At 40.6% G+C, this 24,285-nt stretch carries 18 protein-coding genes; 17 read left to right on the top strand and 1 reads right to left on the bottom strand.

The genetic code is table 11. The features are described 5' to 3' along the window. Positions 1-6: 6 nt before the first annotated feature. From FLM47_RS15415 to FLM47_RS15365, 11 genes are all read left to right on the top strand, one after another. Positions 7-771, top strand: coding sequence for a DeoR/GlpR family DNA-binding transcription regulator (locus FLM47_RS15415; RefSeq protein ID WP_178956811.1), 765 nt, complete (start codon positions 7-9; stop codon positions 769-771). 46 nt (positions 772-817) lie between these two features. Then, positions 818-2,638, top strand: a complete 1,821-nt coding sequence (gene glmS / locus FLM47_RS15410) for a glutamine--fructose-6-phosphate transaminase (isomerizing) (RefSeq protein ID WP_010392174.1) — start codon at positions 818-820, stop codon at positions 2,636-2,638. A gap of 290 nt (positions 2,639-2,928) precedes the next feature. Continuing rightward, positions 2,929-6,456, top strand: coding sequence for a type I restriction-modification system endonuclease (hsdR, locus tag FLM47_RS15405; protein WP_178956810.1), 3,528 nt, complete (start codon positions 2,929-2,931; stop codon positions 6,454-6,456). A gap of 116 nt (positions 6,457-6,572) precedes the next feature. Then, positions 6,573-7,652, top strand: coding sequence for a Fic family protein (locus FLM47_RS15400; RefSeq protein WP_178956809.1), 1,080 nt, complete (start codon positions 6,573-6,575; stop codon positions 7,650-7,652). Between the two features lie 27 nt (positions 7,653-7,679). Beyond that, the gene (locus FLM47_RS15395; RefSeq protein ID WP_178956808.1) at positions 7,680-9,311 is read left to right on the top strand and encodes an N-6 DNA methylase; all 1,632 of its coding nucleotides are present in this window, start codon (positions 7,680-7,682) and stop codon (positions 9,309-9,311) included. Beyond that, positions 9,311-10,927 (top strand): restriction endonuclease subunit S, encoded by a 1,617-nt coding sequence (locus FLM47_RS15390; protein WP_178956807.1) that lies wholly within the window; start codon positions 9,311-9,313, stop codon positions 10,925-10,927. Before FLM47_RS15395 ends, FLM47_RS15390 begins: the two co-directional genes overlap by 1 nt. Then, positions 10,924-12,510, top strand: coding sequence for an AAA family ATPase (locus FLM47_RS15385; RefSeq protein ID WP_178956806.1), 1,587 nt, complete (start codon positions 10,924-10,926; stop codon positions 12,508-12,510). The genes FLM47_RS15390 and FLM47_RS15385 overlap by 4 nt, the downstream gene beginning before the upstream one ends. After that, positions 12,497-13,357, top strand: coding sequence for a hypothetical protein (locus FLM47_RS15380; RefSeq protein WP_178956805.1), 861 nt, complete (start codon positions 12,497-12,499; stop codon positions 13,355-13,357). Before FLM47_RS15385 ends, FLM47_RS15380 begins: the two co-directional genes overlap by 14 nt. 8 nt (positions 13,358-13,365) lie before the next feature. After that, the gene (locus FLM47_RS15375) at positions 13,366-14,409 is read left to right on the top strand and encodes a restriction endonuclease (protein ID WP_178956804.1); all 1,044 of its coding nucleotides are present in this window, start codon (positions 13,366-13,368) and stop codon (positions 14,407-14,409) included. A 74-nt stretch (positions 14,410-14,483) separates the two neighbouring features. Then, entirely contained in the window at positions 14,484-14,768 is a 285-nt protein-coding gene (locus FLM47_RS15370) for a type II toxin-antitoxin system HigB family toxin (protein WP_138739927.1), read from the top strand. Between the two features lie 9 nt (positions 14,769-14,777). Further along, positions 14,778-15,980: an ImmA/IrrE family metallo-endopeptidase gene (locus tag FLM47_RS15365; protein WP_178956803.1), complete on the top strand. Its 1,203-nt coding sequence runs from the start codon at positions 14,778-14,780 to the stop codon at positions 15,978-15,980. Between the two features lie 96 nt (positions 15,981-16,076). Here the strand turns inward: FLM47_RS15365 and FLM47_RS15360 are convergent, their stop codons facing one another. Beyond that, entirely contained in the window at positions 16,077-16,448 is a 372-nt protein-coding gene (locus FLM47_RS15360; protein ID WP_256729584.1) for an AlpA family transcriptional regulator, read from the bottom strand. A 313-nt stretch (positions 16,449-16,761) separates the two neighbouring features. Between FLM47_RS15360 and FLM47_RS15355 the strand changes: the two genes are divergently transcribed. The 6 genes from FLM47_RS15355 to FLM47_RS15330 all read left to right on the top strand — a co-directional run bounded on the left by FLM47_RS15355 (position 16,762) and on the right by FLM47_RS15330 (position 24,035). Beyond that, positions 16,762-17,574: a TnsA endonuclease N-terminal domain-containing protein gene (locus FLM47_RS15355; protein ID WP_178956802.1), complete on the top strand. Its 813-nt coding sequence runs from the start codon at positions 16,762-16,764 to the stop codon at positions 17,572-17,574. Then, entirely contained in the window at positions 17,567-19,675 is a 2,109-nt protein-coding gene (locus FLM47_RS15350) for a hypothetical protein (RefSeq protein WP_178956801.1), read from the top strand. Before FLM47_RS15355 ends, FLM47_RS15350 begins: the two co-directional genes overlap by 8 nt. Positions 19,676-19,677: 2 nt before the next feature. Continuing rightward, positions 19,678-20,310, top strand: a complete 633-nt coding sequence (locus FLM47_RS15345; protein ID WP_178956800.1) for a hypothetical protein — start codon at positions 19,678-19,680, stop codon at positions 20,308-20,310. Then, positions 20,300-21,106, top strand: coding sequence for a hypothetical protein (locus FLM47_RS15340; RefSeq protein WP_178983200.1), 807 nt, complete (start codon positions 20,300-20,302; stop codon positions 21,104-21,106). Before FLM47_RS15345 ends, FLM47_RS15340 begins: the two co-directional genes overlap by 11 nt. Beyond that, entirely contained in the window at positions 21,075-22,583 is a 1,509-nt protein-coding gene (locus FLM47_RS15335; protein WP_178956798.1) for a TnsD family Tn7-like transposition protein, read from the top strand. Before FLM47_RS15340 ends, FLM47_RS15335 begins: the two co-directional genes overlap by 32 nt. A 264-nt stretch (positions 22,584-22,847) precedes the next feature. Next, positions 22,848-24,035 (top strand): alpha/beta hydrolase-fold protein, encoded by a 1,188-nt coding sequence (locus FLM47_RS15330; protein WP_178956797.1) that lies wholly within the window; start codon positions 22,848-22,850, stop codon positions 24,033-24,035. Positions 24,036-24,285 lie beyond the last annotated feature (250 nt).

Raw genomic sequence — 24,285 nt, 5'->3', positions numbered from 1 at the left:
CCACTTATGACCAAACGAAACACCCAGCAACGCCGCCATTTGATCCTTACTCAAGTTAATGAATTAGGTGAGGTAGCCGTAGATAGTTTAGCTGAACAGTTTCAAACATCAGAAGTAACTATTCGAAAAGACTTAACCGCGCTTGAAAAAAGTGGCTTATTGCTGCGCCGTTACGGCGGTGCTATTGCTCTGCCTAAAGAGATTGTTAGCGATGAGATTGATTCTAAGCGCAAAGTGGCCATTGCCAAAGCGGCAGCATCGCTTATAAAAGATCATAACCGCATTATTATTGATAGCGGGCGTACTACGGCCGCCATGATCCCAGAACTTGCAAATAAACGCGGATTAGTTGTAATGACTAATGCGATTAAAGTGGCGAGTCGTTTACTCTCACTTGAAAACGAACCAACCCTTTTGATGACAGGTGGAACGTGGGATCCGCATTCTGAATCGTTTCAAGGGCAAGTAGCTGAAAATGTTCTATGCTCATATGATTTTGATCAACTATTTATTGGTGCTGATGGCATTGATGTAGCGCGTGGAACAACCACGTTTAATGAACTTGTTGGATTAAGCCAAGTGATGGCTAAAGCGGCGCGCGAAGTAATCGTTATGGTTGAATCAGATAAGATTGGCCGAAAAATACCAAATTTAGAATTACCGTGGCAAACAGTAACCACATTAATAACCGACAGTGGCTTAGCAAGTGATAAACGTGCAGCCATAGAGGCGTGTGGTGTAAAACTAATTTGCGCAGAAATTATGGAATAGCAACTAAAACGTAAGTTGCTAGAATTAAAAAATTAATGGAGACACTATGTGTGGAATCGTTGGGGCTGTTGCAGAACGTCCAGTAAATAAAATCTTAGTTGAAGGCCTTAAGCGTCTTGAGTACCGCGGTTATGACTCAGCAGGTGTAGCTTTACTTGAAGGCAATACACTTAATACAGTTAAAGCGGTTGGTAAGGTTGTAAACTTAGAGTCAGCACTTGAACAAGCTGGTGTTAGCGGCCACACAGGTATTGCACACACTCGTTGGGCGACTCATGGCGGTGTAACTGAAGCCAATGCTCACCCACATGTTTCAAGCAATCAATTAGCGCTTGTGCATAACGGTATTATTGAAAACCACGCAAGCTTGCGTGCAGCACTTAAAGGCGACGGTTACGAGTTTTTATCAGACACCGACACTGAGGTCATGGTGCATTTAATTCATCAGTTACGTCAGCAGCACACCACTTTATTAGCGTCAGTTCAAGCTGCTGTTAAGCAGTTTGAAGGTGCATTTGGTACCGTTGTGTTCGATAAAGCGAATGATAACGAAATTATTGTAGCACGCTCAGGTAGCCCGTTAGTTATTGGTTTAGGCCTTGGTGAAAACTTTATTGCTTCTGATCAACTGGCATTATTACCAGTAACTCGCAGCTTTATCTTCTTAGAAGAAGGTGATGTAGCGCGTATTACTCGCGACACAGTAGAAATTTTTGATGCAGATGGCAACGCGGTTGAGCGTGAAGTTGTTGAATCAAACATCACACAAGATGCATCAGGCAAAGGTGATTACCGTCACTACATGCTAAAAGAAATTTATGAGCAGCCACTTGCAGTACGTAACACCCTTGAAGGACGTTTAAACGATGACCGCGTAGCTATTGATGCTTTTGGCGATAGCGCACAGCAAATATTTAAAGACGTAAAACACGTACAAATTATTGCCTGTGGTACGTCATACCACTCAGGTATGGTTGCTCGTTACTGGCTTGAGCAATATGCAGGTGTTAGCTGTAACGTAGAAATTGCCTCTGAGTTCCGTTATCGTCAGTCATTTGTACACGAAAATAGCCTACTAGTAACTATTTCACAATCAGGCGAAACGGCTGATACTTTAGCTGCACTGCGTTTAGCTAAAGAGCAAGGCTATATGGGGTCAATGACTATTTGTAACGTACCTGGCTCATCGCTTGTGCGAGAATCAGACCTTGCCTTTATGACCAAAGCAGGCGCTGAAATTGGTGTAGCCTCTACTAAAGCATTTACTACACAGCTTGTTGGTTTGTTAATGCTTACTGCGTCTATTGCGCAAGAGAAAGGCTTAGATCAAAGCGCGATCGTTAACGCTATTAAACTGCTACCAGCTAAATTAGAAGAAACGCTACTATTGGCTGATGGCATTGCAGACCTTGCTGAAGAATTTGCTGATAAACACCATTCACTGTTTTTAGGGCGCGGCTCACAATACCCAATCGCGATGGAAGGCGCACTTAAGCTTAAAGAGATTTCATACATTCACGCTGAAGCCTACGCAGCAGGTGAGCTTAAACACGGCCCATTAGCGCTTATTGATGCCGACATGCCAATTATTGTTGTAGCACCAAACAATGAATTGCTTGAAAAGCTTAAATCAAACGTAGAAGAAGTACGTGCTCGCGGCGGCATCATCTATGTATTCGCTGATAAAGACTCACACTTTGAGTCAGACGATACAATGCGTGTAATCAACGTAAACCATGTAGATGACGTGATTGCCCCTGTTGTATATACAATTCCTCTGCAGTTGCTGTCGTACTACGTAGCAGTAATTAAAGGCACTGACGTCGACCAGCCACGTAACCTAGCAAAATCGGTTACTGTTGAGTAAGATCAACAGGTTATAGGTTTTGTGCACGTTAAATAATGATCAAAACTGAGTTTAATGTGCGCTACTAGAAATAAAGAACGAAACAAACGAGTTCGATTCTAAAAATAAAGTATGCAACTAAAACGGTCACAATAAGTGGCCGTTTTTTGTATGTATATCTTTTTGATTAAGAATGTATAATTTTTAACTTATATTGGTATTATGGCTGAAAGTAATAAGCTTAATGGTATTCAACAATAAAAATATAAGTTGAATAAGTAGATGCCCAATAAGTTAGAGCAAGTGCTTAAATGGAGTTAGCTGTGGATAATAAAATGGGAAATTTTTACTTTCTTTCTGAACACGACGATCTTTTTGTCGAGCTAGCGGGTGCGGCTGAAAAAGCGTTTGCTAGTGACCCTAATACCACGTTAATTAAATTGAGACAGCTAGGCGAGGCGATTGCGCAACACATTGCTGTATTAGTAAGAGTTAACTTTGAAGACAATACTTCGCAGCTTGAATTAATACACAGAATCAGTAGAGAGCTTCAATTAGATCAGGTTGTTAAAGACCTTTTTCATACGCTGAGGGTTGAAGGGAATAAAGCAACTCACAAATTTAGAACAAAACATAAAGAAGCTATTAATGGCTTAGTTGTCGCACGTAAGTTAGCGATATGGTTTCATCAGTCATTTGGTAAGCAGGGTACCTCATTTAAACCGGGTGCTTTTACCCCTCCTCATGACCCCAGTGAGCAATTACGTAGTTTACAAAGTGAAATAGATAACTTAAAAGTCGACCTGCAAAAAGCAAACCTCGATCTTGACTCCAGCCAACAACTCAACGAACTAATAAATAAAGAAAAAACAGAATATGAATCGCTAGCTTTTGAAATGGACCAAGAGTCCAAAGAGCTAGCTGAGCAAGCGAAAGAACATGAAAGAGCGCTTGCCGACCAAAAACACAACTACGAAAAGAAGATAGCAGAGTTACAAACTAAGCTTTCAAACCTAGATGACGAATCAAACACCTCATATAAGCAAAAGCTAAGTACAAGTTCAAAAGCTGCAACTAAGAATATTGTCCTGGATGAAGCGTTAACACGTATTCTAATCGACCAACAGTTACAAGAATCTGGCTGGGATGTTGATACTGAAGTGCTCACCCATAAAAATGGCACTCGCCCAGAGAAAGGAAAAAACATCGCCATTGCTGAGTGGCCTACTGAATATCAAGGAAAAAAAGGGCGTGCTGATTACGTACTTTTTGCAGGCCTTTCACCTATTGCGGTGGTTGAAGCTAAAAAAGAAAACACCAATGTTGCAGGTAAAATTTCACAAGCAGAGCGATACAGTAAAGGCTTGAATGTTCAATCCTCTTTAATACCTGCTTGGGAGCTACAAGGGTTGACCATAGCATGGCCAGATGAAGATGATGGCCACTATAAAGTACCGTTTGTTTATTCCTGTAACGGTCGCCCGTATGTACCTCAACTTGCTGAACAATCAGGTACGTGGTTTCGTGATGTACGCGAACCTGCGAATATTAAACGCGCTTTGCCAAAGTTTCATACCCCTGAGGGGTTGCTTGATCTACTTAAGCGCAGCAAAGACGCCGCCCAACAAAAACTCAAAGATGAGCCTTTTGGCTACTTAAAAGTGCGTGATTACCAGCAAAAAGCGATTATCGCTGTTGAAAATACCTTAGCGCAAAATATTCGCCATGCTTTGCTAGCAATGGCCACAGGCACCGGAAAAACCCGTACAATTATTGGTTTAATGTATCGCTTTTTAAAAGCTGAACGTTTCAAGCGAATTTTATTTTTAGTCGACCGAACAGCTCTAGGGCAACAAGCAATAGACGCTTTTAACGAAGCTCCACTTGAACAAAATCACACATTATCAAAAATATACAATGTGGCAGAACTAGGTGATATGGCGGCCGAGGCAGAAACCCGCGTACAAGTTGCAACTGTGCAAGCTATGGTTAAGCGTATTTTTATGAGTGATAACCCGCCACCGCTAGACCAGTTTGATTGCATTATAATTGATGAAGCCCACCGAGGTTATACACTCGATCAAGAAATGACAGAGGGTGAACTGGCTACTCGCGACACCAGCCAATACTTGTCGAGCTATCGCCGAGTCTTAGATTATTTCGATGCAGTAAAAATCGCACTTACGGCTACACCGGCAAAACACACGAGTGATATTTTTGGCAAACCTGTTTATACCTATTCATACAGAGAAGCAGTAGCTGACGACTGGCTAATAGATCACGAGCCACCGATTCGTTATGAAACCTTATTGACACAAAATGGCATTACTTTTACCAAAGGTGAGGAAGTTAGCGCTATTAATACGCAAACCGGTGAAGTACAAAGTGCTGAGCTCGACGACGAACTAAGTTTCGAAGTTGACGCGTTTAATCGCCGAGTTATTAACGAAAACTTCAACCGTGTTATTTGTGAGCAACTTGTGCAAGAGCTAGATCCCTTTGGTGACGAGAAAACCATGATTTTTTGTGCCACCGATTTGCACGCCGACATGGTAAAACGCTTACTCGATGAGGCTTTTAAAGATCTTTATAACGGCGAATATAATCAGGCTGCCGTGGCTAAAGTAACTGGCCAAAGCGATAAGGTAGAACAGCTTATCCGCCAATATAAAAACGAGCGATACCCCAATATTGCCATTACCGTTGATTTATTAACGACCGGTATTGATGTGCCTAAAATTTGTAACTTAGTGTTTATGCGCCGAGTAAAATCGCGCATTTTATACGAGCAAATGGTTGGGCGTGCAACTCGCCGCTGTGACGACATAGGTAAAACCGTATTTCGCATTTATGACCCAGTTGATATCTACGCAGCATTGCAAGATGTTAATACCATGAAGCCTCTGGTAAGAGATCCGAACGTTACGCTCGACCAATTAGTGGATGAAATTACCAATCCAGATCTACTTGAACGAGCGCTTAGTGCTCCTGGCGATACACCCGAACAAAGCCATGCTGATGTCGTGCTGAGTCAACTAAGCCAAAAGGTGATGCGGGTATTACGTAAAGCACAGAAAAAATCAGAAAATAAACCAGCTCTTAAGCAAAAGTTAGATGAGTTGCAAGAGTCATGGGGTGTTGAACCAAAAAGCTTACACACCCATTTAAACCAGCTAGGGCCAAAACAAGCGGCAACGTTTATAAACCAGCACAGTGGTTTATTAAATCAATTAGCAGAGGTCAATAGCTTACTAGGCAGCGAACGACAACCTGTTATTTCAGAGCATCACGATGAAATCCGCGATCGTAGCCAAAGCTATGGTGCGCATCAAAAACCAGAAGATTACCTCGATAGCTTTAACCAGTTTATTAAAGAACAATTAAATCAAAATGCAGCGCTTGCAGCGGTTGTTAACAAGCCTCGTGATTTAAATCGCACCCAGCTCAAAGATATTAAGTTACTACTTGATAGCGCAGGTTACACCGAGCCCAAGCTGCAAAGTGCAGTGCGTAACCAAACTAATCAAGATATTGCAGCGAGCATTATTGGTCATATTCGTCGCGCGGCATTAGGTGAGGCACTGGTTCCGTTTGAACAAAGAGTTGCGCAGGCTATGGCGCGCATTTACCAAAGCCACCAGTGGAACCCTAACCAGCGTAAGTGGTTAGACCGATTAGCTAAGCAACTTGTGCATGAAGTCATTATTGACCGTGATTTTGTTAATAACCGCTTTGGTGAGCATGGCGGCGCAAAGCAATTTGATAAAGTATTGAATAATCAACTTGATATAGTGCTAGAGGAGCTTAGTGAAGCTATATGGCCAGCTAAAACAGCTTAACAATAAAGTATATAAATAAATGGAATTGCTATACATGTTATATAGCTTATGTATAATTTTCTAAACAATTTATACATAACCAAACAGACATGTATAAAAAAGGATAAAAGTTATTTATGTCGACCTATATTGAGCCTTTACCTCTCCCTAACATTGAACAATGGGAAACCCGTGCCGTTTTAAAAAAAACCGCCACAGCACATCGTCATTTAGCAGAGCTAAAAGGCGTTGCCGCAAGCATACCTAACGAAGCCATACTGATTAATACACTCGCTCTACAAGAAGCAAAAGACAGCTCAGAAGTAGAAAACATCGTAACAACACACGATGAACTTTATAAAGCTAACCTGTTTGAAGAAGCTGTAACCAACCCTGCCACCAAAGAAGTACAAGATTATGCAGTCGCTTTAAAGCAAGGGTTCGAAACCGCACGTAAAAGCAAACTTATCCGCCTTAATGATATTCTAGCAATACAAAAAAACCTAGAACATAATGATGCCGGTTTACGAAAGCTCCCCGGCACTGATCTTAAAAATGCACGAACAGGTGAAGTGGTTTATACCCCACCACAACACGGCGATGAAATTACAAAACTTATGGATAACCTTGTTCAGTTTATCAATAACGATGAGTTATGTGATGCTGACCCATTGGTAAAAATGGCCATTATTCACCATCAGTTTGAGAGCATTCACCCATTTTACGATGGTAACGGCCGTACCGGGCGTATTTTAAATATTTTGTACTTGGTGACTAAAGACTTACTAAACCTACCTGTGCTGTACTTAAGCCGATTTGTTATTAAGAACAAAGCTAATTACTACGCTAATTTACAAGCAGTGCGTGATACAGGTAATTGGGTACCTTGGTTAGAGTTTATGCTTGATGGTGTTATTGATACCGCCCGAGACACCATTTCACTTATCACCGCCATGAAAACCCTTATGGCAGAAGTAAAACACGGTATACGAGAGCAGCTCCCTAAAATTTACAGCCAAGATTTACTTAACAACTTATTTAACCACCCCTACACCAAAATAGACTTCATTGTGGAAGACCTCGGTATAACTCGGATTACTGCCACCAAGTATTTAGAACAACTGGTGGAGCACGGCTTTTTGACCAAACAAAAAGTAGGCCGTGTTAATTACTACATAAATCAACCCTTGTGCTCCTTACTCGTTGCACACGGCTAATCCCCTATTACTAATTTTGAGAACATCATGACCAATAACGACATTGTACAAAAACTTTGGAACCTGTGTGACGTACTGCGTGACGACGGTATTAACTACAGCGACTACGTTACCGAGCTGGTACTGCTGTTGTTTATTAAAATGGTGCACGAAAACACCGAAGCCGGCACCTTAAAAAAACATCCGCTGCCAATCGGCTGCCGCTGGCAGGATATCAGCGACAAATCAGGCATCAATTTATTAAATGATTACAAGGCCATTTTATTTGCCCTCTCAACCGGTAAACGCCTTGAGGCTGACCCAGAAAACCCAGGCCAAACCAAAGAAGTGCAAGTACACGAAGATCCATTAATCAGCGCCATTTATGCCGATGCGCAAACGCGCTTACGTGAGCCGCGCCATTTAGAGCAAATGATTAAAACGCTGGATCAAATTGATTGGTTTAGTGCCGCTAAAGATGGCCTTGGCGATTTATATGAAGGCTTATTAGAGAAAAACGCCAGTGAGACTAAATCGGGCGCGGGCCAGTACTTTACCCCGCGCGCGTTAATTAATAGCATGGTACGTTGCATGAAGCCGCAAGTTGGCGAAGTAATACAAGATCCTGCTGCGGGCACAGCAGGCTTTTTGGTCGCTGCCGACCAATACATGCGTGAGCAAACCGATGATTATTTTGACTTAAATAGCAAGCAATCTGAATTTCAAAAAAACGACGCTTTTGTGGGGGTAGAGCTTGTACCTAACACGCGCCGTTTAGCGTTAATGAATTGCTTATTACACGGTATGGAAGGCGACGACGAGGGCGTAATACATTTAGGCAACGCACTGGGCGATGCCGGTAAAGCCTTACCAAGCGCCGATATAATTTTGGCTAATCCGCCGTTTGGTACCAGCAAAGGCGGCGAGGCCAGCAATACCCGTGACGATTTAACCTATAAAACAGGCAACAAGCAACTGGCGTTTTTACAGCATATTTACCGCAATTTAAAACCCGGTGGCCGCGCCGCTGTAGTATTGCCCGACAACGTATTGTTTGAAGCAGGCGTGGGCACAGACGTACGCCGCGATTTAATGAACAAGTGTAATTTACACACTATTTTACGCTTACCGACCGGTATTTTTTATGCCCAAGGGGTAAAAACCAATGTCTTGTTCTTTACCAAAGGCAGCGCAACCGACAAGCATCAGCAAGAAAATTGCACTGAAAATGTATGGGTGTACGACTTGCGTACCAACATGCCGAGCTTTGGCAAACGCACTCCGTTTAGTGATAGCCATTTAGCGCCGTTTGAAGCCGTATATGATCCTGTAGGTCGTGATTTATCGCGACAACAAGATATTGCCTCAACACTCGCAGCCCGCACCCAAGGTGAATACAGCTTTGGTGCTGAACAAATCGCAGTAGACAAACAAGCAGCCGTGGAAAATGAAAACGTCGACGACAAGCTTTTACATAGCCGCTGGCGCTGCTTTAGCCGCGAGTGGATAGCCAATACTAAAGGCGACTCATTGGATATTAGCTGGCTAAAAGACAAAGACAGCGTCGATGCGGCTGATTTGCCTGAGCCTGCTGTATTGGCAAGGGAAGCCAAAGACGAATTGGCAGCGGCTTTGGGTGAGTTGGATGAATTGCTGGCGGCGTTGGAAGGGGCGAATTGATGAGCGAGGTTAATTTGCCTGAACAATGGTTAGAAGTTAACTGGGAAGACCTTACATCAGTAAATGGCTTTAGAAGAGGGCCATTCGGAGGTAACTTAAAAAAAGCATTCTTTAAAGAGAGTGGTTATGCTGTGTATGAGCAGTATGCTCCTATTAATGATGACTGCACTCGATTTAGGTATTTTGTTGATGAAGATAAATACAATGATTTAGCAAGCTTTTGGGTTCAGGGTGGTGACTTCTTAGTCAGTTGTTCAGGAACGATGGGGAGAATTACCCAAGTGCCTCAAGATGCACCCGAAGGTGTCATCAATCAAGCCTTGCTTAGAATTAGACTGGCAGAAGAGATTTGGCCTGATTTTTTCCTTAAACTTTTTCGCTCGCCATCAGTGCAAGAAAGTGTTTTAACAAATTCAGGTGGTGGGGCTATTCAAAATCTGGCAGCGGTTAAAGAGCTTAAACTGATTAAGCTACCACTTCCCCCCCTAGCCGAACAAAAAGTCATTGCCGATAAACTCGACACCCTGTTGGCACAGGTGGAAACCACTAAAGCCCGCCTCGACCGTATTCCAAAAATCCTAAAAACCTTCCGCCAATCCGTCCTCGCTGCTGCGGTTAGTGGGAAGCTGACGGAAGAGTGGCGGAGCGCGAAAAAAGTATCTTCTAATCCAGCTCGGTTAAAAGCAATTACAGCTATATCTGGAGGTAAAACCCCCAGCAAAAGCAATTCCAATTATTGGGAAGGTGGTGATATACCCTGGGTGTCACCAAAAGATATGAAGACGGACTTAATTGCCAGTTCTCAAGATAAAATTACAAAGGAAGCAATCGACACTGGCGGTATGAAATTAGTCCCATCAAACTCTATCTTAGTCGTAACTCGAAGCGGGATACTTGCGCATTCATTTCCGGTTGCAAGAACACTAGCTCCAGTAACGATCAATCAAGATATCAAAGCACTTGTTCCAAACTTGGGGTTTATCAGTCCTGAGTTTTTGTTTTACCTGTTAAAAGGGTTAGAGCGAAGAATATTAGAAGAATGCTCTAAAGCTGGAACGACCGTATCTAGTGTTGAAACAAGCCTCTTAATGAATTTAGAATTCGAGCTGCCAAGCCTCGAAGAGCAAACCGAAATTGTTCGACGTGTCGAAGAGCTGTTTGCCTTTGCCGATAGCATCGAACAAAAAACCAATGCTGCATTAGAGCGCGTTAATAACCTCACCCAATCTATCTTAGCCAAAGCCTTTCGCGGTGAACTCTCTGCCGATTGGCGCGCCGCCAACCCTGATTTAATTAGCGGCGACAACAGTGCCGAGGCGTTATTAGAGAAGATCAAGGCTGAGCGTGAGGCAAATAAAAACGCGAACAAAGAAAAGAAAAAAGGTACCCGTAAAGCGAAAGCCAAAAAAGAGATCCAGCCGAAAATATTGTTAGAAAATCCAGTGGTAGGTGTGCTCAATAAAAAAGGGATTGCAAAACCACAAGCAATCTTTGATGAACTTAAAGAGTTGATGGATTTACGCGAGGTGCTAAAAGAGATCAGTCAGCTACTAGAGCAGCAGGTTATTAAAGAAATAGATAAAGATGGTCAGCAGTATTTGGAGATCAATCGATGAAGTTACTTCGCCTTAATATTCGTTCGGACTTTAAAAATCTAAAAGGCGTTGAAATAAGATTTTCATCCGGTACTAGCCGCACTGTTATTATCGGGCAAAATGGCACGGGGAAATCTAATATTCTTGAGGCTTTAGTAAAAATTTTTTTGCATTTAGATGATGGCTCTAAGCCGCCTTTTTCCTATGAGTTGGATTATAAATTAGGCGATGAAAGTCTTGAAACTTGGATGTCAGTGGATGCCAACCCAGACAGACAGTCTATTTACCAGATTGAATATTGCACTACGTCAAGTGGTAAAGAGTTAGATAAAAAGCAAAGTATCGATATTGCTAAAGTAAAGCGCAATAAAGAAGGTATTTCGAAATATTTACCACGGAATATTTTTGCTTATTATTCAGGGCCCAGTGATCGTTTAGAAAAGTTGCTCTTTAACAAACGCAAAGAGTTCTACCAAAGTGTGCGTCATAAAGATGAAAGTATTCGTTCTAACATTCGTCCCTTTTTTTATGCTAAGGGATTTCATAGCCAATTTTCATTGTTAGCCTTTTTCTCAGCCCGTGGCTTTCCGAAAGCTAAGAAATTTTTAAGCCGTGAACTATCAATTTCCAAATTTGAGTCGGCCACTTTCTTTTTGAAAAAGCCAACGGATGCAGAGTCAAATGATGCGAATGATTTTTGGGGGATTCAAGGCGGCATTCGTGATTTTGTTGAATTATTAAGAACTAATGGCATTGGCCCTGTTACTCAGCAGGAAGAAACGCTGGATTTACATGCTCAAAAGAAAAAGTACCATGATGTGGTGGCCTATCATCTGCCAGATTTAAAATCTTTGGAGTCATTAGCACGAAATATGCGGCCAGAAGATTTTTTCAAAGTACTAGAGGCCACCTACTTGTCAGGCATGTTAGATAGGTTAGAAATTAGAGTAACATTGGAAGGCCGTGCTGAAGATATTAGTTTTACAGAACTTAGTGAAGGTGAGCAGCAACTTTTAACTGTATTTGGGTTACTTCAGTTTACTGCTAAACGAGATGCTTTGTTTCTTTTAGATGAGCCTGATACTCACTTAAATCCATATTGGGCAGCAAAATATCATCAAATATTAGAGATGTTTGTACCCGATGGATTTGTCAGCCACATTGTAATGACAACACATCACCCCCTATCAATCTATGAGCTTGACCAAGAGCAAATTCAGGTTGTTACTCGCTCAGAGCATTCCCAAGAGATATCGGTTAGTCAGCCTAAGTTATCACCTAAAGGAATGACCGTGAATGGGATATTAACGAGTGATATGTTTGGCCTTTTAACGACCTTAGACCACGGTACTCAGCAATTGATTCGTGAGCGCCGTGAGTTATTAGTTGAGGATAAGGACTCTGATAGGTTAGAAGAATTAAACCAAGAGTTAGAAGAACTCGGTTATGGTTACATTCATCCTGATGAAGACTATCGGCAATTTTTAATCGCTAGAAGTAAGTACTTAAAATTTGGAGAAGAAGTCGCCAGTGTTGAGGCTAGAAAAAAACTTATCAAAAGTTTATTAAAAGATTTAAAGGTGTCAGACAATGAGACACATTGATAAACGCCATTTTTCCAATTGTAAAACAAAAACTTGGGATAAAAAAGCTATTCAATGGTCACGAAAAATAGCAGCTTCAGCGGATCCTAAAGTAACAATTGAGGAGATCGGCAATAAATGGTCATCTTTAAAAAGAACATTTGTACAAGAGTTTGGTGCTAAATGTTGGTACACCGAAACTCCGCAAATAGGAACCGATTTTGATGTGGATCATTATTGGCCAAAGGGAAGAGTTAAGCTCGAGGATGGGACTATTCTATGCTCGGCTACAGGTCAACACCCAGGGTATTGGTGGAAGGCATTTGATATTGATAATTATCGTTATTCTTGTATCTATGCTAATAGAAGCCGCGAAGATGGAGGAAAAGTTGACTACTTTCCTTTAATTGATGAATCACAAAGAGCATGGGGTGATACTGCTTGTGATTATAATTATCGAACTATTTTAGATCCGTGTTCGCTGGATGATGTTCAACTTATTACATTTGAAGTTGAAACAGGTAAAACGGCATCAATTTATTCCGAGCAGCAGGACTCTACAGCTTATCAGCGTGTGAAACTTTCAAAACAAATATTGAACCTCGATGAAAAATCTATTGTTTCAGCTCGAAGGAAGGCAATTAAAAATGCTAGGACGGCTTTAAACTTTTTGAGACATACTAGTCGATTAAGCTTAGATGATTTAGACGATGAGGACTTGAAAGGGATAGAAGACGCAAAGCAGTTGATAATTGAAGGCTGTAATCGAAAGTCAGGTTTTAGCGCAGCTATAGTACACACTGTTTTACCCCATACAAAGAGACCGTATTTGGCCTGTATACTGCCTCAATTAGATTTAATGCCTTAAGGAAAATTATGTCAATTTGGTTAATAAGAGCTGGCTCTCAAGGACAGTTTGAACAAAAGTTTATTAATGAAAACCGAGTTTATGTGACGTGGGATGGATTAAACAGCGATCTTACTAAAATGAGAGAACGCCAAGAGCTAATCGATGCGCTGTCTATTAATGCTCCTGATGCTAAGCCTAAAAAGTTAATGAATCATGCTAGCCAAGTTTGGCCATTTGCCCATGCGATAAATATGGGTGACAGGGTTATTTTGCCCTCAAAAATTCAGCCTGTTATTTATATTGGAAAAATAACATCAAACTATAATTTTGATAAAAATGGTGCCGACCCTTTCTTTCACTGGCGTAGCGTTGAGTGGTTACCGGATCCAATCCCCAGAGGACACTTTTCTCAAGATTTACTTTACAGTTTTGGTGCGTTTATGACTATATGTCGGATTCAGCGTAATAATGCTGAAGAACGCATTAACGCTATGGAAGCGAATGGTTGGAAGGCTGAAACTCAAAGGCAAATTATAAATCAAACTGTTAATTATTCGTCTAACCAAGATGCTAATGATGAAGAGGTTGAAATAGATTTAGAGGAGCTGGGTCATAGCCAAATTATTAAATTGATTGAGGCTAAATTTAGAGGTCATAACTTAACACGTTTGGTTTCTGCTATTTTAACAGCTCAAGGCTACACCTGTTGGCAGAGCCCTGAAGGTGCGGATGGTGGTGCTGATATTTTAGCTGGTGACGGGCCTATGGGGTTTGGAGTTCAGCGAATTTGTGTTGAAGTTAAATCTGGAGACGGTTTAGTTGATCGCCCAACCGTTGATAAACTAATGGGGGCGATGACAAAGTTTAATGCTACCCAAGGGTTATTTGTGGCTTGGGGCGGGTTTAAAGGTAACGTTCAAAAAGAGTTAGCATCAAGCTTTTTTCGAGTTCGATTATGGACTCAGCATGATTTATTAGAACAATTATTTATGTTCTACGACAAGCTAGAAGAGGACATTAAAGCTGAGCTACCACTTAAACGGATTTGGACCGTAGCGTCAGCAGATTAGAATCCATTATGACAATTAACTTCCCTTTTTGGTAATAACAACTATAATTCCCTTCGTGGGAACTTTGAGGCGAAATGAAGGTCTTAGGAAGAGACAAACTTACAGAGTTTAGTCAAAAGCATGCTAATGCAAAAAAAGCACTTGAAGCTTGGTTTTCAGAGGCTAATGAAGCTGACTGGAAAACACCCCAAGATATAAAGAACCGATATCGAAGCGCAGATTTTTTAGCTGATAATAGGGTGATCTTTAATGTAAAAGGTAACCATTATAGGTTAGTTGTGAAAGTGAGATATCAAAATGGTATTGCTGTGATTGAATGGGTTGGAACCCATTCGGAGTATGACAAGCAACGCTTTTAAGGAGGTATTATGGGCCACATTAAGTTAATTAAATCGTCTCAAGATCATGAGCAAGCTTTAGCGCGTGTCATGACATTAATGGATTTTGACCCCGCTCCAGATTCAGCAGAAAGTGATGAGCTGGATTTACTGGCATTTTTAATTGAAAAGTACGAGGAAGAAGCATTTCCTATTGACTTCCCTGATCCAATTGAAGCAATAAAATTTCGTATGGAGCAACAGGGCTTGATTAAAAAAGATTTAGTGCCTTATTTTGGATCTGCTTCAAAAGTAACTGAGGTACTAAATGGCACGCGAAGTTTAAGCTTGAATATGATTCGTAAGCTAAGCGCGGGCTTAGGAATATCTGCTGATGTGTTGATTAAAGAACCTTGCGCTAAAAGCGCTATCTCAAAAGATATTAATTGGGATGCCTTTCCTATAACTGAAATGCGATCTCGTGGATATTTTGAAGGGTTTAAAGGCTCAATAAATGAATTGAAAGAGTATTCAATTGAGAAGCTTAATCAGTTTTTAACGTCTGTACCCAATGGATTTTCTTTAAAACCAGCATTATTAAGAACCACAGCTCATTTACGCTCAAATGACAAAGAGATTGATAGCTATGCTTTATGGGCTTGGCAAGTTAGGGTTTTACAAAAAGCGCAATTAGAGCAGCTCCCAGTCAAATATGTAAAAGGAACTGTTGATGCTAATTGGATGAAAAAATTAGCGCAATTGTCATGGTCTGATCAGGGGCCTAAATTAGCTAAAGAGTTTTTAAACCGCCATGGTATTCATTTAGTTATTGAGGGTCATTTACCAAAAACGTATTTGGACGGTGCTGTATGTATTTGTGCAAGCGGGAACCCTGTTGTTGCACTTACATTACGCCACGATAAGTTAGATAACTTTTGGTTTTCTTTAATGCATGAATTAGCGCATATCGCGTTGCATTTAGATGGAACCGAGACTTGGTACTTGGATAATTTAGATGCAGAAGGTGGCGATAAAGTTGAACAAGAAGCAGATGCATTGGCTCAAGAAAGCTTAATTCCATCAGGTGATTTGAACCATTTAGAAATGCAAGATACTAGTTCAGTCCGTAAATTTGCGAGTAGCCTTAGCATCTCCCCTTGTATTGTTGCCGGCAGAGTTCGCCATGAGCTCAATGATCATTCTAAATTTGGCAAAGCATTTAGAGATAAAGTAAAAAGCCATTTTAAAAAATAAACTTCGTTTTCAATAGTAATGGGTAGGTATGATTCTACCTGTTACTTTACAGCATAAAGCTTCGTTCGATTAAAAAGGCTATTTTGTGTTGTAAATTCAATTATCAGATGCACGAATCCACTCTGTAACAGTACTCTTTTGCCAAGCTTTGTAGCGAGGCCCTAAATCTAGTGCTTTAGGGAACTGGCCATCATTAACCATTCGATATAGTGTCGATCTACTTATCCCGAGTATTAAACAAACCTCCTGAATTCGTAAAAGTGATTCCGGCGGTTTTTCTGATAATTTACAGGTAGGTGGTGCGTCTAAAATCTGGGAGGACTTTATACTTTTGTCATTTTGTTGGTTTAAAAGGTTATTTGATATTTCAGTAATCGTTTTTAATGCCAGTTGCATTTCTGCAATATTGTTTTTTAGTTGTAGCTCTAAAACTTCTAGATATTGCTCTACTTGTTTATGTTGTTTCATCTGAGTCTTAAGCATGTTTTAAGAGTGATTTTGAATAGCTCACCAAAAGAAGAGGCGAGAAAGATTTTTCAAAATTTTAGCACTTAAAAATAAATTTTTTACAAAAAAATTATTTTTTCTTAAATTTAATTAAGTACTTATTTTTTAAGGGAAACGCTTTATATATATTTATCTTTAGCTTGGTTATATTGTTTTAAAGCTAACAAAAACATTGGGTTACGATCGTATCTTTCAAAATGTGTTAAAATTAATTTGTAATTAAGGGCATCAGGATGATGCCTCAAAGAGTCTTATGTTGATAAGGATATTAACGATGTTAAGTACCACTGATGTGAGTGGCGAGGCTCAAATGAGTCTTAAGTTAAATGAAATTGTCGAAGAAGCTTATGTTCCAGACAAAGATTATCAGCCTGGTGCTACTGTGCACACGGTTTCTTCAAAGGGTCAAATGCGACGAGTTAAAAGTCGCACAACTGGGCGCATTGAACATACACTGTCTTTACTTGAATATATGGTGTTCATCATTTTGGATATGGATCCTCAAGTGGTCGACATTCAATCTCAGTACCCACATGACCTAAAAACCACGTTGAAGCTAGCCCATGATTTAGGGATTAACCACTCGCCACAGTACGAGCCAGAGAAAAAGCCTCTAACAACCGATTTTGTTGTTACGCTTGACGGTCCTGAACATGAAAAGTTTGGTGTTTATGTAAAATACGTACAAGATTTAAAAGGATGGCGGACGATTGAAAAGCTTCAATTAGAACGAGCTTCGTTGGCTCGACTTGGCATTCCGTTGTATGTGGTTACGGAAGAACAAATTTGTAGGAAAACCCACCGTACTCTGGAGTGGATAATTGGCGCGAACCTAGATGATTGTGATGTTGATGAGCTTTACTCTCATGTTGCCACAATTGAGAACGTTTTTCTCAGCAACCCAGACGAACGAATTCATAATTTACTTGTTGCTCTTGATGAAGAAATAGGGGTTCAGGATGGCACCTACCTTTACAGGTTTAAGCAACTCGTGCAGCTTGGTGCTTTCTTTTTGAAATTTGACAGAGACTTCTTTGACCTAAGGGGAGCTGACATTCAAGTTGTAAATGAGGTGCTTCATGCTTGATTTTATGACGCGCAATCATGTTTACAGCTGGGACGGCCATAAGTACCGTTTATTGGATGATTTTGGTGACTTTGCCATTTTCATTAATATTGAAAAAGATGACGCTCTCCCTTTTCAGCTAACTGTACAACAAGTCGAAAATATTGATGATCAACACCAGATTATCAATGTTGAGGATCCATGGCGAGAAAGTGTAAATCGTAGCTATGAAGTAGGTCATGATTATCATGCAATACGTGATAGTAACCTTGCTCGAATCCAAGGTGTCATTGGTGGCTCTAAATATTGGATTAAAAAACAGCGGGCTGAATTAATTAAAGTACTTGTTGCAATGGGTGTCGGTGCAAAAAGTACGATTTATCGTTATCTCAGACGATATTGGCAGCGTGGACAAACCCCCAATGCACTTCTGCCTGATTATGCTAACTGTGGTGGTAAAGGTAAGAAAAAAACAAGACGGGAAAAACGCTTAGGTCGACCTAAAGAACACGGAAGTTATGATTCAACTCAGTCTACTCCTGAAATGGAATCAGTGATGGAAACTGCTATCAAGTACACAATTTTCAGCGGTAAATACACTGTTGATAAAAAGGGTAAACCCAAGAATACAAACAGAATACAAGATGCTTATTATGACTTTCTAGCGCGCTGGTGCAATGGGGATGTTCGTAAATTGGAAAATGAAAAACCTAGCTTTGATTTATTTAAAGCTTTCTATTATCACAAATTCAGCTCTGAAGCCCGAGCAAAAGCTAAATTTGGTGAAAAACATTTCAATGCTAACGTTAGAAAGCTTACTTCAGCAGTCAGTGCCAATTTAGTTGGCCCTGGATACTCTTATGAAATAGATGCGACGCCTTTCGATGCAGGATTGGCCGATGAAGAGCGATTCCCTCTGGGTAGGCCAACTCTCTATGAAGTTATTGATAGCGATACTTCTAGCTGTGTAGGCTTCTTGCTGACACTAACGCCCCCATCGTATTTCAATGCAATGAACGCTATGACTGTTGCGGTCAGGGATAAAGTTGAATTATGTCGAGAATTTGGTTTGGAAATCGAGCCAAGTGACTGGTCGATGCAGGGCTTGCCAAAAGCTTTTTTTGGGGACTTAGGTTCTGACCTTCGAAGTAAAAAAATCACTTCTGTTTCTGTCGAGCATGGAACAGCTATGATTAATAGCGGAGCCTCCCAGCCAGAAAAAAGAGGTAAAGGTGAAAGAAGTTTTGGTCGAGTTTATGCGGAAATAAGCCACCTACTTCCTGGTCTGATTTCGGAATACTTACCAAAAAAACATGGCGGTAAGTACAAGCCCGATGAATATACAATGCTGCTAAGTGAGTTGAACCGCATTATTGCGCGAACTGTCATGGTTCTCAACTCTAAAACGATGGGAGTGGGAAAAGTCGACGCAGACTATCCAACCAATCTTGATACCTCTCCAAACTCGAAATGGAAATGGGGCATAGCTCATAGGACAGGTCCGCTTCATTCTGTTGATCCAGAGTATTTCTGGTATTCATTGCTTGAAAGAGATAAAGCGAGCGTGTCTAGAGGTTATATTCTCACTTACAAACATCTTCAATTTGAGATCCCTGATACGCCAGGTCTACGAGAAAGGGTTTACAACAACAGGCAAAAAATGGAGGTTGCCATCGATCAATCAGACGCCTCTGCTATCTACCTAGTGCCAAAGAATGGAGAGACTAAGTATATTAAATGTCTTCTGTACGTTCATTATAGACGATTTGAAGGACTAACTTGGCGTGACGCAGAGTTGAGGTACAAAGAAATTCAAGACACAAATAATGACGCAATGCACCATCACACGCTGTATGCGCTTGAACAACAGTTAAAAAACAAGGAAGAAGTGCGTGCAGCTATAGAAGATAAGAAGTCAAAGTCAGCTAATCGAACAATGAATGAAGAGCTTTCTAAACTTGGTGATAAAGCTGCTCAAAGGGATGAAAGTAAAGCGATTTACGGTGCTGTAAAGCCTGAGTCAGCGAGAAACGAACGCAATCCTTCCAACAACGATTCGCAAACTTCTGTCGTGATGGCAAATACACGACTGAACGAAATTTTCATGGATGATGAGGACTAATTATGAAAAAACAGCAGACATTACCTATTGAAACGATACCACCAAAAGCTTGGCGAGCTGAAGATTTGATTTCAACTGATGACACAACCGGTAATCAATTTGTTGATGTGCTCAGGGATACATTAGATATGGGCTTATTAAAGGCTCATTTTAAAAATGATCAAGTTATTAAGGCAACAGCTGAAGACAAAGATAGCCGGCGGAAAAGTAGTGTTCAGTCGTTAATTGATAGTTTTTATGTTTCAGTGCCTGAGATTGTTGATTTGTACGATCGCTTAGACTTGACGATAAAAAGCGGGTATCAAAATAAGGCTCCTATTAGGAATAAAGGTCGAGTCTTATCTAATAACCTAATGTTAGCTATGGGCGGTAATCCCCATGTTTGGCATGACGACACAGCAGTGCAAAAGCGCCGAGATATTACCGCCATTGTAGGGCCGAAGAGCTGTGGTAAAACGGCAGCAATTGAGCGTTGTTTGTCACTCTATCCGCAAGTAGTTTGGCATGGGAAGCTTTCTCAAGTTCAAGTCGTGTATTTAAAAGTTGAGTTGAAAGGGGTTTCCAATCTATTGGAGTATTGCGCCCGGTTCCTAGAAGCCTTAGAGCTTGCTTTAGGAAGTGAAGGTGGCCCCTAGTGTATGCGCTGCATTTATGAAAATGAGGAGTCTTCTAACAACCTATAATGTGGGAACTTTGATCATTGACTCATTAGAATCGACTCAGAATTGGCCTACCGATAAACGAGAATTGTTATTTGAACACTTAGCTGGTCTTGCTGACATAATTCCTGTTGTTATGCTTTCGAGTGATGTTGATTGTTATGACATTAATGAAATAAGTTCGGAAAAGCTTACCTGGGATCCTCTTTGTGCTTTCGCAAGTGAAAACGAAGAACTATCTGATCGCTGGTCTCGATTTACAGCTAGGCTTTGGAAGTTTAACTGCTTGAAAGCGCAGGATATTGAGCTAAATAAAGAACTTAAAGAAATATGGTTTAACGCATGTAAAGGTGTTGTTGGAATAGCAGTGCGCTTTTATGCACGATGCCTGCATGAGGCTATAAATACGGGAATGGAAAGCATTTCTAAAGAGTTAATGTTGAGAGTACAGAAAAAGTACTTTAGCCAGCACCGTTCGTTTTTCTCTGACATTGCTCGTGAAAAGCGATACGATAAATCAGCTAAACCTCTGCCGCCGCCAGCTTCAAAGCCAAAGCGTCGTAAAATGCCTAAATTGGAATCCATGCAGCGAAAAGACTTTAGCCGCATATCAAAATCACAATGGAAGACTCTGCCTGAAGATGATTTGCGTTACATAGCATCTCAACAAAAAGAGGACAATTATTACTTAATGCTCAAGGAAGTTGGACTCGTATTGCCAATTGGAGATTTCACTCTTCATGATAAATTTCCCCAAACCTTATCCAGATGAGCTGTTATACAGCATTTTAGCGAGAGCGAGAGTGCAATTTTGTGAGGTCAGTCCCAAGCGATTGATTGACCTTGCAATGGATACTCGAACAGCAATATCGACAATTAACTTCCCTTCCAGACTTAATGCTCTGAGTGTAACAAACTCTTTAACCCTGCGTTCAAGCGAACAATTGACTTATAACAACACGCTATTTCCATTATATGCGCCATTCATGCCGGAAGACCGTCGAGTACAATGTTTAGAACTTTTGAAAGGTAAATCATATGGAGCGGTGCATTTACGCTCTGGGTATGCCTGCTCAAGAATTCCAAAGTTACATCACCTTCGGTGTTGTCCTAAATGTTATTCCGAGCAATTAAACACTTTGGGTGAGCCATACTGGATGCGAGTACACCAGATTAGTGGAGTTGAATACTGCCTTGTTCATAAAGCAAAGTTAGTTTCAGTGCAGCCATATCACTCAGTATCTAAGCGACATGAATATATACCCTTATCAATTATCTCGCTCGACGATATTAAAATGAACACCATATCTGAGTTTCATTGTTTTTATTGGCTTGCTAATCAAGTAATGGGTTTGCTTGAGAAAGGATCTGAAACTTCAGCAAGCTATAGCCAATGGACGGCTTTCTACCATCAACTAGTGAACGAAGCTGGTATGAGCAAGGGTAATTATGTCGACTATTTAAAGATAAAATCAGCGATATTAAAAGCTTGGCCTTTGTTTTGGCTTAGCGCCATGAATCTAGTTCCGAGTGAATCTGAATCTAGTTGGCTACACTGCATTACCAGAAAACACCGGAGGTCATTCAGCTATCTTGAGCACTTAGTTTTTATTTATGCACTTAAAGGGGAATCTGCGAATATTATTGAAATTTTAAGGTGCGTAAAGTTAATTCAATTAGGAAAAGAACTAACATATAAGGGTTGTACTCACACTGATAGGGAGTTAAAAGGCTATAAAAAAGATTGGTACAATTTGGTTAAAACCAGAGGAACTAAAATTGCTCGTACAGGTAATGGAGCTGCTATATATGCTTGGCTATACAGGCACGATAAAGGTTGGCTACTTAAAGTTAACCTTCGATATAAACAGCCTATACCATACATTAATACACGAGTTGACTGGCACAAAAGAGATGTTCAGCTGATTCGCCAATTAGTAGAAATTAGGGATTTGTATTTGTATGACCTTGAAGGCCCAAGAAGATCTCAAAAATGGTACCTGAGCCATTTGGATAAAGGCACATCAATTGAAAAGCAATTCAATAAACTTCCTTTAACCGCTGAGTTTCTTCGAAGATATTCAGAAGATGTATCTGACTATCAAATTAGGAGATTAACTTATACATTAAAAAATAGCGGCGACATGTCACTACCAAGGTGGTTAGTTCTTCGAAAATCTGGGCTGAATGATGTGCGCATAACTGAGGTTGCATCGAGGTTTTTGAGTTGCTTTTACCCGGATAGTTAAGCTAAAAAGTAATTAATACCTATTTTGTTTAGTTGCGAAGTTATCTAGTAGCGAACTTTAAGAAGTAGAAACTGGGAGCGTACACTTTAAATTGGCTGGGATCGTACTTTCTATTTAAGATCATACATTTATAGAGCATCTCAGTTTCGAACATTATTTAACGTGCACAGTTTTTATTAATGTTAAAAAAAGCGCTCAATGCGCTTTTTTTGTGCCTGAAACTCTGTTAGCTTAAGTAACTTATTATTCTCTAAGGGATTAGTTATGCGTTTATTAACCGTTATTTGTTTTTTTAGCTTTTTTGCTTTTAGTTCACAAAGTGCCTTTGCACAAGCTGGCATTAAACAGCAAAGTGCTGATGACTCTCAGTTCATGCACACTATTAAATCGGCTGTTTTAAACGAAGAACGCACAGTTGTTGTAAAGTTACCAAAGAGCTACCAAGCTCAGCCAAATAAGGTATACCCAGTTGTTTATCGCTTAGATGGAGCGGGTAATATACCGCTTGCAAGTGCTGTTATTGAGCGCTTACAAAATGATAATCGTGCGCCTGAGGTTATTATTGTCGCTATTGAAAACACTAATCGACTTAGAGATATGTATCCTACAGTGAATAAAGAGCCACAAGGGCCTGTCGGTGAAGGGGGCGGCGCGGCAAAGTTTTTAGCGTTCTTTGAACAAGAGCTCATTCCTTTAGTAAATAAGAACTATCGCACGCATGACTATAAAGTGATTGCTGGCGCATCTGCTGGTGGTGTATTTGCGCTATACGCGTTGCAGGCAAATCCCGAACTATTTCAAGCGCATATTGCGTATAGCCCTGCAGTTTGGTGGAATTATGGCGCAATGGTAAAAAGTACAAAATCGTTTATAACTAAAAACAAAGAGCTTAACAGTTACGTTTATATCAATATCGGCGAAGAAGCTGGCATAATGCGAGAAAGGTATGATGAATTACAGCAATCACTGCAATCGCATAAAGCGCGAGGGTTACGCTTTTTTAATGATGCGTTTGATGGCATCTCGCATGGCTTAACCACTGCTGCTGGCGTATTTAATGCCTACTACAACTTATTTTTACCTAAACAAATGCCTATAAGTGCTTTAACTGACGATGTAGCCTCTATTGATGGTTATTACAAAACATTATCTCAACAATGGGGCGAGCAGATATCTCCACCAGACCGTGCTGTTAGATCACTCGGTTATAACCTAACGGGCAGCAAGCAGTTTACCCGTGCTATTGAGGTGTTTAAGTACAATTTAAAAAACCACCCAAAATCAGTCGATGCGCTTTCAGCCTTATCATATGGCTATGAAATGCAGGGTGATACTCGCCAAGCGTTTGAACAGATGGAGTCGGCTTTAGCCATTGCAGATGACTCATATCCTTATTTAAATTACTTAAAAGAAACAAAAGTCAGGTTACAAGCAGAACTGAGTAAGAACTAATAATATTGCCAACTTAGTTGTTGGCTTTTTATGAAAGCCTCTTTAAGTTTGGAGTGCTCTCGGTGACAGTCAAATTAATTACAAGAGTAGGGTTTAGATTCAAAGAGTGATCTTTAACGTGATTAAAGCTTTACCAAACAAATTAGAAGAAGCAATATTACTTGCTGATGGTATTGCAGACTAAGAAGAGTTTACTGGTAAATACTCATACTGTGAGTCAGATGACTATGCGTGTAATCACTGTCGCACT

Origin of the sequence: Pseudoalteromonas sp. Scap06 (genome assembly GCF_013394165.1) — a bacterium.
Lineage (GTDB): Bacteria > Pseudomonadota > Gammaproteobacteria > Enterobacterales > Alteromonadaceae > Pseudoalteromonas.
Note: the sequence above shows the minus strand (reverse complement) of the source record. Positions and strands in the feature narration are given on the sequence as shown.